The sequence below is a fragment of the Paenibacillus sp. MAHUQ-63 genome (genome assembly GCF_028765165.1).
In the GTDB taxonomy this organism is placed as follows: domain Bacteria; phylum Bacillota; class Bacilli; order Paenibacillales; family NBRC-103111; genus Paenibacillus_E.
Genome location: NZ_JARADB010000003.1, coordinates 1,037,091 through 1,051,372 on the forward strand (window position 1 = coordinate 1,037,091; position 14,282 = coordinate 1,051,372).

A 14,282-nucleotide genomic window follows, 5' to 3' on the forward strand; every position below is an offset into this window, starting at 1 on the left:
AATAAGCGGCATCTCCCCTTCATGAGCGTTATCTATCCCTCGGGATACCTCCACTCTATTCCTGATATTGGAAACGCACCATGGAGTTTATTACGGTGGTATGTGTTTTTTTCGGTTTGTTCAAGCTGCAGTCCCTTGCCCACAGCCTGCTGCATAAGCAAGCTCGGCTCCTCCTAGAGAGCCAAGCCTCTACCGAGAGTCCCGCCCATAGCGGGAATTTCTCCTGTTACATGCAGCCTGGCGGATCCTCGAATGCTGAATAACAGGAATTCCTCCCGTTATTCAGCGCGTACTCTCAGCCTTTACGCGAAATAGGGATGAATTAACGGGAGGAGTTCCCTTTATTCGTACGACTGGGCTAATTTTCTCGCGAATAACGGGAGAAATTCCAGTTACGCTTTGCGGCTGACCAAGCAAGCTCGGCTCCCTCAACGAGAGAGCCACGCCACGCCGCAGATCAAGAAAAAACCGCCAGGGAATATCGCCCTGACGGTCCGATCTTATGCTTCTTCTCAAAATGTTCTTTAATCATCCGTACGGCCTCGTCCATGAACTCTTTCAACATTTTTCTATGAAATAAAAGAACATTCCACAGCCCTTCATCGATCGTAAATACCACATGTCGATGATTCACCTGGAATACATCCTCTGTTAGTAATCGGCTCCATTCTTCTTAAAAAAGGAGCTAAGCGCAAACAAGCCGCTTAGCTCCTTATTCATTCAATTCCCGTCTTCCTTAGCCGACCCTGCGCGCCTTCAGCGCTTGAAGCTGCGCCTCGGTCATCCCGATGGTGCACAAATAGTGCTCGGTGTTCGTGGATTCTTCCGCGAGGTGCTTCTTCTGATCGGATCATTCCCGGAATCATTTATGTCAATGATGGAAAAAATACTGCCTTCAATGTCGTTCAGAAAAAATCAATTTAAATGATCCGCCCTTCAATCATCGTCCATTGAACCTCATACTTCTCGTTCAATAGAACCAAATTAGCGAAATATCCCGGCTTGATTGATCCAATTTGGCATAAGCCTAGAATTTCAGCTGGTGAGGCAGCAGCCATTTGCACAGCATCAACAAGCGGAATACCTGTCTGAACGGTATGGTGTAATGCTTCATTCATCGTCACCGTGCTTGAGGCCAACGTTCCGTCTTTCAGGCGAGCGACGCCTTCCGATACCATGACCTCATGACCGCCAAAACGGTATGTCCCATCCCCGAGTCCCATCGCTTGAAGTGCATCGGTGATCAATACCATCCCCGACGGTCCCTTGATACGATGCATAAGCCGGATAATCGCGGGATGCAGGTGCACCCTATCTACGATGGCTTGAAGACTGACATGCTGCTCTTCGAAGGCAGCCACGATCAATCCCGGATCGCGGTGATGAATCGGGCGCATTCCGTTGAAACAATGCGTCACATGACTGGCTCCCGCAGCAAAGGCCGACTTGGCCTCTTCATAGGTAGCGTCGGAATGAGCCAAGGCAATAACGATTCCTTGATCCTTCAGAAAGGAGATAAGCTCCATGCCGCCCGGCAGCTCGGGTGCGAGCGTAACCATTTTAATAAGACCGTCCGCTTCATCCAAGATTTTGCGCATTTCCTCTAGATCCGGATGTCGGAGATACTTCTCATTCTGCATGCCTTTCCGTTTCGGATTCAGGTAGGGTCCCTCCAAATGAATACCAGCGATTTTGGCTCCGGCTTCATGCCCTATTACCTTCTTCACGCTGCGAATCATCGCATACAAATCCTCTAATGTTGATGTTACAGACGTTACTAAGAATGACGTGCATCCCGTTGAAGCGCAAGCGCGTGAAACCGCTTGAATACTCTCCTCCGTTCCATCCATCATGTCAAATCCGTTAGCTCCATGAATATGCACGTCTATCATTCCGGGGATTAACAGGTGTCCTTTTCCATCCAACTGCTCATAATCCGACTTAAAGGGGTCTTCCGGATAATCACTTGCTTCCTTTATCATTTGGATGTACCCATCTTGGATCCAAACTTCAGCCTCGCGTACAATCCGATTCTCCGCAACTAGCTGAACATTGCTAATGATTACGTTTTTCATTCTGGTCCTCCCTTGGAATTCCAACTAGATTATTTTCTTGCACACTCTAAGAGGTTAGACTATGGCAGCCGGGAATTAGTTGGGTCTATCGGTGCTCAGATTGAAGACTACTTACTCTGTGAGCTGATAGCGATAGAGCACAAACGAGAAGGGCGCCGAAAGAACGAAAGGATATTTACCGCTCGCGTCCGCCTGTACCTGCACAATTTCTTCACTTTGGTTCGCCATGACGACATCCTTCTCCTCCATGCGAATGATCTCCTTAAGGCTAAGCGTGGCACTACGCTCTACGCCCCAAAGCTCCATCGCATCCTGCGAGGCCTGATGTTTCTCCCGAATGATAAGCAAATATCCGCTATACGGATCTGTTATACTTTGAAGCCCCGTCCAGGAAGTCCCCGACGGCTCCTCGCCTAGGGGTAGAACATGCCCTCCCAATATGGCGGGATGATGAGGCTTGACGGCTTCAATCACTTTGGCTAACGAAGCCGACTGCAAGGCATCCAACCCTGATGTCTCCATCCAGGCCAAAGCATTGGTAAAGGCGGCAACCATAAAAGCATATGCCTGTCCGCTATGATAAGGAGCTAAGGGATCCTCCATATACTTATCTCTATTCCGCGAGACATTCAAGTACTCCATTTGCAATCTGTCTGCAGAGATGTACGGCATTAGCAACCACAAATTGCGCAGCGTCCAATGCGGATAATAATTGCCCCAATCCGTATAACGATTTTCCAGGAATATCGTTCCATAATGGGTTTGTCCGAAATACCCCAACCGTTGTTGCGCCGTCGCATCAATATTAAGTACCACCTCGCCTCCCGTGGCTTTTACGACCTGACGCATCATATTCAGCAGTCTCGTTTCTCCAAGCTTGGATCGAATGTCTATGCCATCTAATTTAAAGGCCGCGATCCCATACTTGTCATGCAGCTGGAGCAAAGTGGCAACGTCCTTCTCCCAATTGACGTAATGATCGGAAGAGTCCGGTGAAAACCATAATCCGAGCTTAACCCCCCGTTCATCAGCCGCTGCCACAATCGGTGACAATCCATTAGGAAAACGTTCAGGATGGACTTGCCAGAATTCCCCATCGCCACTGTAATAATCGCTCCAAAGCCCGCCTCCAGACACGGCATTCACGGAATTGCAGGTGATCCCTTTTTGCCAGCCGTCATCGATTTGCATCATGGTAAGACCGAGATTAGAAGCTGCCTGCAGTTCTTTCAATAGGAAGCCTTCATGCAATGCGCTGTCTTTGGAACGGTCGCCCCATGTATTGCTCATCAGAAAGCTGTCTCTCTCCGGCCTATACTGTCGAAGATTTCTGTGGTAATCATTCAAGAGCCGTAGGCTGTTATAACCATTGCCATCATAAACCCCGACCATGGTTCCGTAACTCGTTACAGGTTCCCCTGACGCCACATCCTCCTGCGTGATGCCTGAGCCTTGGACGGAAAGGCTTTTACCGTGAAAATAAAAATCCATACACGCCGGCTGTAAATCCCCTAACGGAGTAGGACCTTCCTTCATCATCAGTAATCCGCCGTCGTGAAGCGTCGATTGGAGCCTAAGCAGGTTGCCGCGTAAACCGAGCTGTTCATTCACATACATCAAGCCATTATCTTTGCTAATCAGATTATTATGGGTATCGGTTTGATCACGGAAGCTTACCGTTTCCCACCGACAATGCAAATGCTGAAGGGGCAGCAAGTCGCAATAGTCTCCCCCGGCTCTCCCACGGTCTTGATTATTGTCATCTAATTGAAGCTCATCTCCTGCAGCATCCTCATTCGGCTTGCGATCCGGCTGTATCCAGGCTATGAATGAAGGAGCGGCTTCAATCTCGCGAACGGATGCCCGATAACCGGATCGTACCGTAAATTCGTGACGAATAAAAGAGGCCCCCGGGTATATTTTAATCGTTAGACGGACAACCAAACCTCCGTCGCCATGATCCAAGTTCATGTCCACATCCGCCCGCAAATACGGCTTGGAGATGCCATGATCATCGTCTTCATAAGCATTAACCCGAGCGTCCGTTACTTTTGCAGCAGATGATAGCCATGGGAATTGAAACATCGGTTTTCTGCCGGCAGGAGACAACCATTCGATTTGATTCTTTTTATCATAGATAGACCTGCTTAGCAGTCCTCCATCTTCAAAAGCCCATACGCGTTCAATAGCTGCGTTACCGGCTTTTACTTGCGACCCCTCGATTACGACGTAGCCATCCTTCAACCACTTCGATTTCAACATAGAGAAACACACCCCAATGTGGTAAAATATTTTCCAATAAATCGAGTATATCTCCTTTACAAGGAACGAAAAATAGGAACATTTTGAAAAGGAGTGGTAAAAAATTGTGGATAGATCATTTGGGTTTCGATATACGTCCACCGAAGATAACAACCTATTTAAACTCGTGTCCATCGGTCATGAAATCACACACGATGAGAATTATCAGTGGGATGGAATGAAACGCGAAGGAGCCGGCTTCATTTTTCAATATACGCTTAAAGGTGCTGGTATGCTGCGAATCGGCGAGGAACAAATGGAGGTAGGCAGGCATCAGGCTCTATGGGTCCAAATCCCCAGTGACCACGCCTACTGGTTTAACCCGGCGGCAGCGGAGCAATGGGAATTTATATGGATTCGTTTCGAGGGCATCAAGGGGGAGAACCTGCGTCAAGAGGTGATGGGGCTGGACAGCAGCATCCTCGCTATCCATCCGGAAGCTGCGCCGATTACATTGCTCTGGCAATTATACGAGGATGTAAACCGTAAACAAATAGGTGACCGGTTCGATCTTTCACTGCGCATCTATGAATGGCTGCTGTCTCTTCAGCGATTTCTTCACAGCAGAGAGGCCGTTGCCTTTCAGGACATACCGGCTGCTTACCGTACGGTTGCAGGACATATCGATCATCATTACGGTTCGGACCTTTCCTTAGATCAATTGGCTGAGGTTGCCGGACTCAACAAATACTATTTATGCAAAATGTTTCCCCTGTATTATCATGTCAGTACCATGGATTATCTGCGTAATCGACGAATAGAAAAAGCCGCCGAGCTGCTGCAAAATCCCCATCTTACGATTAAGGAAATCGCGTCTCGTTGCGGCTTTCACGATGCCGGCTATTTCGGCAAGGTGTTTCACAAAATGATGGGCATGTCTCCCCGCACGTACAGGGAAACAGCGAGTAAGCATGAAGATTATATAAGGCTGCTTGAATAGCTATAAGCCGTCTTATCAACATCAAAGGGCTGTACCTCTTGTAGGCACATACAGCCCCGACATATCGGCACCCTCCAACTCAAGCAATTTCACCTTTTTATGAACACCCCCGGCGTACCCCGTCAAGCTGCCGTTTGAACCTACAACCCGATGGCAGGGAATGAGGATTGAAATTGGGTTATGCCCAACAGCTCCTCCAACCGCTTGGCTTGACATGCTTTCCTTGTTCATCCTTTCCGCCATTTTTTTTGCAATGTCGCCGTAGGTGATCACCTCGCCGTATGGGATTTCACATAGAATGCTCCATACCTCTTGACGGAACCCGCTGCCAATGGGACGGAGCGGCAATGCTGAAATGTCGGGCTTCTCGCCCGCAAAGTATTGGTTCAGCCATTTTTTTACGGTATCGAATATCGGCAGGTCACCACACACGATCGCCCCTTCAGGTATAGTTGCCCCGTGATACTTTTGCCCCTCAATCCATGTCCCAACAAGGCCGCTTCCATCCGATGCGAGTGTAATGATTCCTAGTGGTGACGGGTAGGTTGTCTGATAATACATCTTCCTGCCTCCTTATTGCGCGTTCCAAAGGTTGATAGTGGCATAACTGCGCCACGGCCGCCATGCTTCCGCCATTTTCAGTAATTCCTCTGAGGTGTAGGGACCCGCATCTGTCTCAAGGAATGCGTCCGGCCATTCCATTGCACGCATAGCGATGTACTGCGCTGTCCAGCTTCCGATTCCGCGAATCGCCATCAGCTTCGTCATCTCTTCCTCCGGCTGGGCTGGGAGGTCAAAATCAATTTCCCCCTGTACGAATGCTCGTGCCAGTTCATAAATCGTGTTTGACCGTACAGCGGTAACACCTAATACGCCGAAGCGATCTTCAATCGCTCCTTCTAAAGACAATAGATCTTCGGGTAAAGGAAAAATGTGGGTCAATTCCTCAATCGAGGTTTGGATCGGCATGCCGTAAGTTTGGACAATTCTGGATGCCAATGTGCTTGCCGCTTTCACGGTAATTTGCTGTCCCAGCACCGCCTGCACTGCCATTTCAAACGCATTGAAGCACCCCGGCACGCGGGCTCCCAGAACACAAAGACCGGGTTGTATATCGTTCATTACCCGAAGTGTTTCGTGCACCGCACCCGGGTCGCAATACAAGTCAAACAGATGTCGGATCCGTGCAAGTACTTGCGGCAGTACAGGCAGTAAAGTATCGCTTACGGTTACGCTCAATGCATGCCTTTTAGGATCATGCCCCACCCGCACCCAACCATAGATAGGCTTTCCATCAGCGTTTACCATATGAACGGTACGCATGTATTCGCCGTTTTTTACTGCTTCAATTCCAGCTATTGTGCGTCCGGCCAGAAGATGCAGCATTTCGTCCCAAAGATAAGGCGGACGGTAGCTTAATGATAAAGTTATGTTGTCTTTATGCTTTTTTTCTTCTGCATTCCGTTTTCGTAAGGCCGTGGGCGAAAGCTTATACTGTTTTTTAAAAAGGCCGTTGAAACGGCGCAAGCTGCCAAAGCCCGCCGCCATCGCAACTTCCAGTACCGACAAATCTGTGTCTGTGAGCAGGTTTTTGGCAAGGAGCAATCTGCAGGTTTGCAAATACTGAATCGGCGACACGTGATACTCTGCTGCAAAAACGCGCCGCAAATGTCGGTCCGTACAACCAAGTCGCCCGGCTAATTCCGCTAAACTTTGCCCGCTGCCGCTGCTTTCTTCCAACATTCTTGCTGCCCGATAAACTAAATTAGCGGTAGCGTCGGTGATTGAAGTGCCGGGAGCAAGCTCCGGCCTGCATAATAGGCATGGGCGGTATCCCGCCTGCTCCGCTGCCGCTGCAGTTCCATAAAACGTGCAGTTTTCCGGCTTCGGTTGCTTGGCCTTGCATACAGGGCGGCAATAAATTCCCGTTGACGATACGCCTACAAAAAAACGTCCGTCGAAACGTGCGTCTTTTGCCTTGAACGCTGCATACAGAGCATCTTTGTTATCCGTCATCTAATCACCCCTTTCCTGACCTGGTTTTATTATACCATGCTGCGCGAAAAGGTCTGGCCATTTTCGGACATGGTTTTTGAAAGCGACACTTAGAGTCCTAGGAATAAAATGGATAATATAGGGGATTATAACACGAATAATATCCAATTGAGGACGATTCCCCGATGACACAGCCCTTGTCCGATTCAATTACAGAAAACTTGAGCTATATTCTCGAGTCAACAGGAAATAGCGATGATATTGTCTCCAGAACATTTCGTGCAGGCCCTGACGGACAAATCCAGGTATGCCTTCTTTATACGGATGGCTTAACGGATAAGAATTCGGTTCAAGAATTCGTCATTACGCCTCTAATGAATCATATTGGCCCACGGGAAGTGGACCTGCTTTGCTATTCGGATGACACTTTATTCTCTGGACTCAAGGAACAGGTCCTCACGGTGGGAGCGATTAAGGATGTTCAGGATCATGAAGCGTTAATCCATTTTCTCCTGTCCGGCCAGGTCATCTTGCTTATTGAAGGCATATCCCAGGCCTTATCGATCAACATGAGCCAGTGGGAGGATCGAGGCGTCAGTGAGTCAAGCGCACAATCCGTCGTACGCGGGCCGAAAGAAGCCTTCACGGAGAATCTGCGGACCAATACCTCTTTACTTCGCCGAAAGATCAAAGACCGGAACCTCTGGCTGGAAAGCATATCGCTCGGTCAATATACCAAAACAAACGTTGCGATCATGTATATTCATGGTTTAGCTAATGACAAAATTGTGGAAGAGGTTCGCTCCCGTCTCGGAAGGATTCAGATAGACGGCATTCTTGAGAGCAGTTATATCGAGGAAATGATCGAAGATAAGAAGTGGACGCCATTTCCGACTGTATTCAATTCGGAGCGGCCGGATGTGATCGCTGCAGGACTTCTGGAAGGACGCGTCGCGATCTTGGTGGACGGCACTCCTTTCGTTCTTCTGGTCCCCGCATTATTCGTCCAATTCTATCAAGCAGCGGAGGATCATTATCAGCGGGCAGATATCAGCACCTTAATCCGTTTCATTCGAATCTTCGCTCTTTTTATTGCTCTTAGTGCTCCTTCACTCTATATCGCCATCACAACATTTCATCAGGAAATGCTGCCAACCAGGCTGCTTATGAGCTTGGCAGCACAGCGGGAGGGGGTCCCATTCCCCGCTTTTATTGAAGCCTTAATGATGGAAATAACATTTGAGATATTGCGGGAAGCCGGTATCCGCATGCCCAAAACCGTTGGACAAGCGATCTCCATCGTAGGTTCCCTGGTTATCGGGCAAGCGGCAGTGGAAGCAGGAATTGTTTCAGCAGCTATGGTCATCGTTGTTGCAATTACGGCAATTTCCAGCTTCGTCCTTCCTTCTTATAACATATCCATTACGATACGTATGCTGCGGTTTATCCTGATGGGTTTAGCCGCATCCTTCGGCCTGTACGGCGTTACGATCGGTACCTTAACCTTGCTTTTGCATATGTGCAGCTTGCGTTCCTTTGGTGTTCCCTATATGAGTCCATTTGCTCCGTTCATTCCAAGTGATCAGGATGACGCTCTCTTCAGGCTGCCTCGTTGGATGCAGCGCAAGCGACCGCGTTTAATCAACCAAACAAATACGATCCGGGAAGAACCGGCTCCTCATCCGAAATCCAGAGGTTCCGTCTGACGTTAAGGAGGAAATCGTATGCTCAAACGTAAGCTGTTATTTATTTCGCTGACTGCATGCTTCGCGGTGATGCTCTCAGGCTGCTGGAATCGCAGAGAAATGAATGAACTTGCTATCAATATGGGGCTGGGGATCGATAAACTCGGTGACGGTTACCGTATTACCGCTCAAGTTGTCGTGCCCCGAGAAGTTGCCTCCAAACAGGGAAGCGGCGGCCAGGCTCCCGTGACCGTATATCAGTCCTCAGGCAAAACCACTTATGAAGCTTTAAGAAGAATTACCGAAGAAAGTCCCCGGAGGCTCTACTTATCCCATCTCCGTGTTCTCATTCTGGGAGAAAACTTGGCGAAAGAAGGTTTTGCTCCGGTTCTGGACTTTCTATCTAGGAATCATGAGATGAGGACGGATTTTTTCATCGTTGTCGCCATGGGTTCGCCGGCTGAAGACATCTTGAAGGTGCTGACACCTATCGAAGAAGTCCCGTCCAATAAGTTGTTCACTTCGTTAACTGAATCCGGAAAAGTATGGGCCCCTACAACGACTATTACACTTGATAAAGTCCTTAACGATCTGGTCCGAGAGGGGAGAAATCCCGTGCTTACCACAGTCAGAATGGTCGGAACCATGACGAAAACCGTTAAAAACATCGCTATTACAGAACCTAATGCAAGAATCAGGTATGCCGGTTTGGCTGTTTTCAAGAAGGATAAATTGATCGGATGGTTAGATGAAACAGACAGCAAGGGATATTCCTACATAACCGATAAGGTGGACTCGACCGTTGGTCCGATTACCTGTCCCGAAGGAGGTGTAATGAATTTGGAGACCATTCGATCCAAAACCAAAATGACAGGCAGGGTTGTGGAAGGTCATCCGGAAATTACAATCGAGATCCACAGTGAAGGAAATATCGGTGAGGTACAATGTGCAGCTGATCTTAAGAAGCCAGAAACAATTGATCAATTAGAGAAAATAGCCAATGAACGAATACAGAAAATCGTGAAACATACCCTTGCCGTGGCTCAGACAACCTACAAATCCGATATTTTCGGGTTCGGGGATACAATAAGACGATCAAACCCTAAAGATTGGGATCTGGTCAAGAAAAATTGGGAAGATGAATTCCCGAAAACGGCTGTACAGGTGAAATCGGACTTCCAAATTCGCAGAGTGGGAACCGTGACGAACTCCATCTTTCAGCAAATGAAGGAGTGAGCCAATTTGTGGATCATAGTAGCTGGGATATGCACCGCATCGTTAGCCTGCCTGGTTGTTGAAGCACCGGCATTGAGAAGAACGCAGCAGAAGAAAGACCTTATTGTCTTCTATCTGATGCTGCTTGCCGGCACCGCTTTAAGCATCATTGAGTTTGCAACGAATTTCAAGCTGCCGAACCCTTCTCGATTGATTATCATCGTTTACAAACCTGTTTATGAAGTGGTTAAAACCTTGCTCGAACAATAACAAAGGAGAAAGGAGCGGAACGTTTGGATAAGGTGAAAATCAATGGTGCGGAACTCGTTGCGCTGATGCTGTTATTCGAAATGGGCAGTGCCGTTGTCGTGGGATTGGGCATGCAAGCCAAACAAGACGCATGGCTGGCTATTCTCATCGGGATGTTGGCAGGCCTAATCCTGTTTCTCATATACGAGCACTTATTCCGGGTTCATGCTCATCACTCTCTGGTCGGTTATTTACAGATCCTTTTAGGCAAAAAAATAGGAACAGCGGTCGCTTGCTTGTATTTGGGTTATTTTCTCTACATTGCTTCACGAGTATTGAGGGATTTCGGTGATTTGCTGCTAAGCTCCATTCTACCTCTGACGCCAATGCCTATCGCCCTTTTGACGATGGTCATCCCTGTCGTGTACGCTTGCTTACTCGGGATCGAAACAATCGGGAGGGTTGGAGAACTGCTCCTTACATTTATTTCCATGTTGGGCTTGCTGGCGGCTGTTCTTCTTGCCGCATCGGACGTCATTCATTGGGAGAATCTGAAGCCCTCTTTGGAGAACGGCTGGAAACCAGTGCTTGCAACGGCGTTCCCACTTACCTTGACTTTTCCTTTCGGGGAAACCATCGTCTTTTCGATGCTCCTTCCTCACTTGAACAATACTTTATTGGCTCGAAAGATCGGACTTGTTTCCATTGTGATAAGCGGTCTGATTCTGAGCTTCATCATTGCAGTCAATATCAGTGTTTTATCGGTATTCGGTGCGGAGAACTCTACGTTTCCCTTGCTGAAAACATTAGGCAAGATTAGATTAGGAGGATTTATCGAAAGACTGGAAGTGATAGCAATCATCACGTTGATCATAGGGGTATTTTTTAAAATTACAACCTTCCTGTATGCCTGTTTCGCAGGGTTGATTGAGCTATTCCAACTCGAAAGAAGAAAAGAGCTCGCATGGTCCCTGGGGCTGCAAATGTTTATTTGCTCCATCACAATGGCGGACAACTTCGTCGAGCATATCGAAATAGGATTAAAAACCGTTCCGACCTATCTCCATCTCCCTTTCCAGGTCGGTCTCCCCTTATTCCTCCTCGCACTCACGTGGATTCGCAATAAATATAGAACGATTGGCAGGTGATGATGATGCAGGACCAAGTAAAAATCAATAATCGGCAGCTGGCCGTTCTCGTAACGCTCTATACGATTGGCGATTCCATTCTGGTTCTGCCGTCGATCCCAGCTATGATCGCCAAAGAAGATGCGTGGATTTCCGGTTTGGCGGGCTTACTGATTGGCCTGCTCTTCGCAATGATGTTTGCCTGGTTAGGCAAGCAGAATCCTGGATTAAACGTGTATCAATACAGTTCTAAGCTGCTTGGCAAATGGGGTGGGATGTGCATCGCTCTGCTGCTTACCTACTATTTCTTTATAATGGTTTCTGCTCAGATAAGGGAGATGGGCGATTTTATGACGGTACAAATCATGCCCGAAACCCCCATTCACTCGATAATCCTTTTATTTCTTGGAGTCGTTATCTTAGGAGCTCGTCTTGGGATCGAGACTATCGCTCGTTTGGGGGAACTTCTTTTTCCCTATTTCCTTCTTATGTATTGTGTTCTGGCTCTCTGTTTAATGCCGGCCATCGACTGGGAAAATCTCTACCCTGTCTTGCATACGAAATGGAAAACGATCGTCTACGGCTCGATTACGACCACTACGTTTCCATTCGTTGAACTCGTCAGTTTCCTAGTTATCCTGCCTTCTGTTAATAATGTCAAGCGGATTCAGAAAAGTATGTTGGTGGGGACGCTTATCGGAGGGATTACACTAGAAATTATGATCGTGCTGACGATTGCCGTGCTCGGAGCCCCCGTTACGGCTAACCAGATTTACCCTGCATATTCGCTGGCGAAAAAAATCAGCATCGGCAATTTTTTGGAACGGATCGAGGCCATGCTTGCGATTATGTGGATTGTTACAACCTATTTCAAGACGGTTCTTAATTATTATGCCCTGATGTATGGGATTGCCAATTTGACAAAACTGAGCGACCCGAAAGTGGCAAGCCTGCCGATCGGCATGATCCTAGTCGTCTCATCCCTTGTCTCTTTCCCAGATATTACCTACTTCAGCGACTTGGTGACCAATTACTGGCCATACCTCGATTTCACCATTTGTTTGGCGCTTCCATTGTTATTGATCGGTTTCCATTACAAAGTAAAAAAGTCCTGATTAGATCGTTCTCAACAGGCCTATAGAGGGACTCCATCCACCCTTGTATATCGAAAAAAATCAAAGTCAGCATGCCCGCCAACATATCTGGAAGCGTAATTAAACAACCCCATCCGGTATCCCATAAAATGGTCCAGCGTATACTTCATTTTAAGCGGGCTTCCGATTTGTTTCCATGCTTCACCGTTTGCTGAATAGTAAAAGCTGGCCGTATCCATGCTATTTTCAAAAGCGAAGTGAATTTTCAAATAAATAAGGTTATCATCATAGGGAAGCCGCTCGACCGTTTCTTCTAGGCCGTCGCCTTGGTTGATACACATCTCAACATAGCGGCTGCCGTTCGCATCTACTTGAATGCCGACGGTTCCAAAGTGGTTTTGGAGCGCAACCATCCCCGCGTGGTCTCCCGGCCTCATGTGGGTTACATCCATCACCGTCATTCCGATACACCCGGGTCCTTCCGTCCGCTGCGTCAATGTATTGCGGGCTAATAAGACACTGCGGGTTATATTCCCCGCCACTAAACGCAACCAGCCTCGCCGCGCGGTCACCGACCATAGCAGGTTATCCGGATTATGATTCCACTGCCAATTTAGCGCCAATTGATTGGACGCATAGTCGAACTCATCGCTTATGACCATAGTAGATGGGACTGAACTTGGCAATTGCGCTTCAAATGTCATTGGCGCCTTTCCATTCATCCCAATGACAGGCCAATCGTCCACCCAAGAAACCGGCATTACAACAGGAACTCTTCCTACCGCATCATGATCTTGGAATAATACGGCATACCACTCATGAGCCGGCGTGTCGACAATCCCTCCTTGTGCAATACCATGATTGCGATAGCCCATGTCGTCATCGAGAATGACTTTATGTTCATAAGGACCCAGAAGCTCTCGTGACCGATAACAAAGCTGTCTGCGTCGCCGTTTGCCGGTATTAGGCCACTCAATGAAGAACAAGTAATAATAACCGTTCAGCTTATACGCATGGCATCCCTCGCACCGCAGCCCGATCCCCTCTCGCTCCGTCTCGAAGAGCCGTTGATGGATGCCGTCAGCTTTTACCGTCCTCACATCCGACATTAACTCTGTAATACGAATACTCCCGTTGCCGTGAATGACATAAACGCGGCCTTCATCAAATAGCAGACTCGGATCATGATGGACCCCTGCGATTACAGAGCGTTCCCACTCCCCGTTCTCGATATCTGCCGTCCTGTAAATGTAAAACCGGTTCATATCATTACTCGAGAAGCACACATAGAACATGCCACTATGATGACGTAAACTTACAGCCCACGCCCCTTTGCCATAAATGCCTTTCCCGTCCAGCAAATTGTGCGCATCGTTATCCTCTAAAGTATCATAAACGTAATTGACGATTCTCCAATCCATCAAATTCTCGGACTTCATAATCGGGCATCCGGGCATCGCATGCATGCTTGTGCTCACCATATAGTAAGCGGTTCCCACTCTAATCACACATGGGTCCGGAACATCCGCCCAGATGACCGGATTCGTTATCGTCACATTCCCCATCGCCGCATTCTCTCCTTATGAGCCCAAAGCAGCCCA

11 protein-coding genes and 1 pseudogene are annotated in these 14,282 nt (G+C 48.1%); 6 read left to right on the plus strand and 6 right to left on the minus strand.

Annotation, left to right across the window (positions count from 1 at the left end; translation table 11 throughout):
* Positions 1 to 490: 490 nt before the first annotated feature.
* The 3 genes and pseudogenes from PUT07_RS20550 to PUT07_RS20560 form a co-directional block, all read right to left on the minus strand.
* Positions 491 to 673 (minus strand): annotated as a pseudogene (locus PUT07_RS20550) (IS91 family transposase); the annotation flags it as partial.
* Between the two features lie 247 nt (positions 674 to 920).
* Positions 921 to 2,075, minus strand: coding sequence for an N-acetylglucosamine-6-phosphate deacetylase (gene nagA / locus PUT07_RS20555; protein WP_274470271.1), 1,155 nt, complete (start codon positions 2,073 to 2,075; stop codon positions 921 to 923).
* Positions 2,076 to 2,186: 111 nt separating this feature from the next.
* Positions 2,187 to 4,337: an alpha-galactosidase gene (locus tag PUT07_RS20560; protein ID WP_274470272.1), complete on the minus strand. Its 2,151-nt coding sequence runs from the start codon at positions 4,335 to 4,337 to the stop codon at positions 2,187 to 2,189.
* 106 nt (positions 4,338 to 4,443) lie between these two features.
* Between PUT07_RS20560 and PUT07_RS20565 the strand changes: the two genes are divergently transcribed.
* The gene (locus PUT07_RS20565) at positions 4,444 to 5,316 is read left to right on the plus strand and encodes an AraC family transcriptional regulator (protein ID WP_274470274.1); all 873 of its coding nucleotides are present in this window, start codon (positions 4,444 to 4,446) and stop codon (positions 5,314 to 5,316) included.
* A 21-nt stretch (positions 5,317 to 5,337) separates the two neighbouring features.
* On the opposite strand, the gene PUT07_RS20570 is transcribed toward PUT07_RS20565, so the two are convergent.
* Complete coding sequence (locus PUT07_RS20570; protein ID WP_274470275.1) at positions 5,338 to 5,877, minus strand: methylated-DNA--[protein]-cysteine S-methyltransferase; 540 nt, start codon at positions 5,875 to 5,877, stop codon at positions 5,338 to 5,340.
* A 12-nt stretch (positions 5,878 to 5,889) separates the two neighbouring features.
* Complete coding sequence (locus PUT07_RS20575; RefSeq protein WP_274470276.1) at positions 5,890 to 7,332, minus strand: DNA-3-methyladenine glycosylase 2 family protein; 1,443 nt, start codon at positions 7,330 to 7,332, stop codon at positions 5,890 to 5,892.
* Between the two features lie 164 nt (positions 7,333 to 7,496).
* Between PUT07_RS20575 and PUT07_RS20580 the strand changes: the two genes are divergently transcribed.
* Genes PUT07_RS20580 through PUT07_RS20600 form a run of 5 tightly spaced genes read left to right on the plus strand, consistent with a single transcriptional unit; the run spans position 7,497 to position 12,702 of the window.
* The gene (locus PUT07_RS20580; RefSeq protein ID WP_274470277.1) at positions 7,497 to 9,017 is read left to right on the plus strand and encodes a spore germination protein; all 1,521 of its coding nucleotides are present in this window, start codon (positions 7,497 to 7,499) and stop codon (positions 9,015 to 9,017) included.
* Positions 9,018 to 9,035: 18 nt separating this feature from the next.
* Entirely contained in the window at positions 9,036 to 10,232 is a 1,197-nt protein-coding gene (locus PUT07_RS20585; RefSeq protein WP_274470278.1) for a Ger(x)C family spore germination protein, read from the plus strand.
* Positions 10,233 to 10,238: 6 nt separating this feature from the next.
* Complete coding sequence (locus PUT07_RS20590; protein ID WP_274470279.1) at positions 10,239 to 10,481, plus strand: hypothetical protein; 243 nt, start codon at positions 10,239 to 10,241, stop codon at positions 10,479 to 10,481.
* Between the two features lie 32 nt (positions 10,482 to 10,513).
* On the plus strand, positions 10,514 to 11,608 hold the full coding sequence (locus PUT07_RS20595) for a GerAB/ArcD/ProY family transporter (protein ID WP_274470904.1): 1,095 nt from the start codon (positions 10,514 to 10,516) through the stop codon (positions 11,606 to 11,608).
* Complete coding sequence (locus PUT07_RS20600; protein WP_274470906.1) at positions 11,608 to 12,702, plus strand: GerAB/ArcD/ProY family transporter; 1,095 nt, start codon at positions 11,608 to 11,610, stop codon at positions 12,700 to 12,702. Before PUT07_RS20595 ends, PUT07_RS20600 begins: the two co-directional genes overlap by 1 nt.
* Before the next feature lie 20 nt (positions 12,703 to 12,722).
* Here PUT07_RS20600 and PUT07_RS20605 read toward each other — a convergent pair whose 3' ends face one another.
* Positions 12,723 to 14,246, minus strand: a complete 1,524-nt coding sequence (locus tag PUT07_RS20605) for a glycoside hydrolase family 43 protein (protein WP_274470280.1) — start codon at positions 14,244 to 14,246, stop codon at positions 12,723 to 12,725.
* Positions 14,247 to 14,282: the final 36 nt, after the last annotated feature.

What these genes read in the sequence shown, in the direction of transcription:
- nagA (WP_274470271.1), bottom strand. Translation starts at nt 2,075, where the DNA reads ATGAAAAACGTAATCATTAGCAATGTTCAGCTAGTTGCGGAGAATCGG.
- PUT07_RS20585 (WP_274470278.1), top strand. Translation starts at nt 9,036, where the DNA reads ATGCTCAAACGTAAGCTGTTATTTATTTCGCTGACTGCATGCTTCGCG.
- PUT07_RS20605 (WP_274470280.1), bottom strand. Translation starts at nt 14,246, where the DNA reads ATGGGGAATGTGACGATAACGAATCCGGTCATCTGGGCGGATGTTCCG.
- PUT07_RS20560 (WP_274470272.1), bottom strand. Translation starts at nt 4,337, where the DNA reads ATGTTGAAATCGAAGTGGTTGAAGGATGGCTACGTCGTAATCGAGGGG.
- PUT07_RS20570 (WP_274470275.1), bottom strand. Translation starts at nt 5,877, where the DNA reads ATGTATTATCAGACAACCTACCCGTCACCACTAGGAATCATTACACTC.
- PUT07_RS20580 (WP_274470277.1), top strand. Translation starts at nt 7,497, where the DNA reads ATGACACAGCCCTTGTCCGATTCAATTACAGAAAACTTGAGCTATATT.
- PUT07_RS20575 (WP_274470276.1), bottom strand. Translation starts at nt 7,332, where the DNA reads ATGACGGATAACAAAGATGCTCTGTATGCAGCGTTCAAGGCAAAAGAC.
- PUT07_RS20600 (WP_274470906.1), top strand. Translation starts at nt 11,608, where the DNA reads ATGATGATGCAGGACCAAGTAAAAATCAATAATCGGCAGCTGGCCGTT.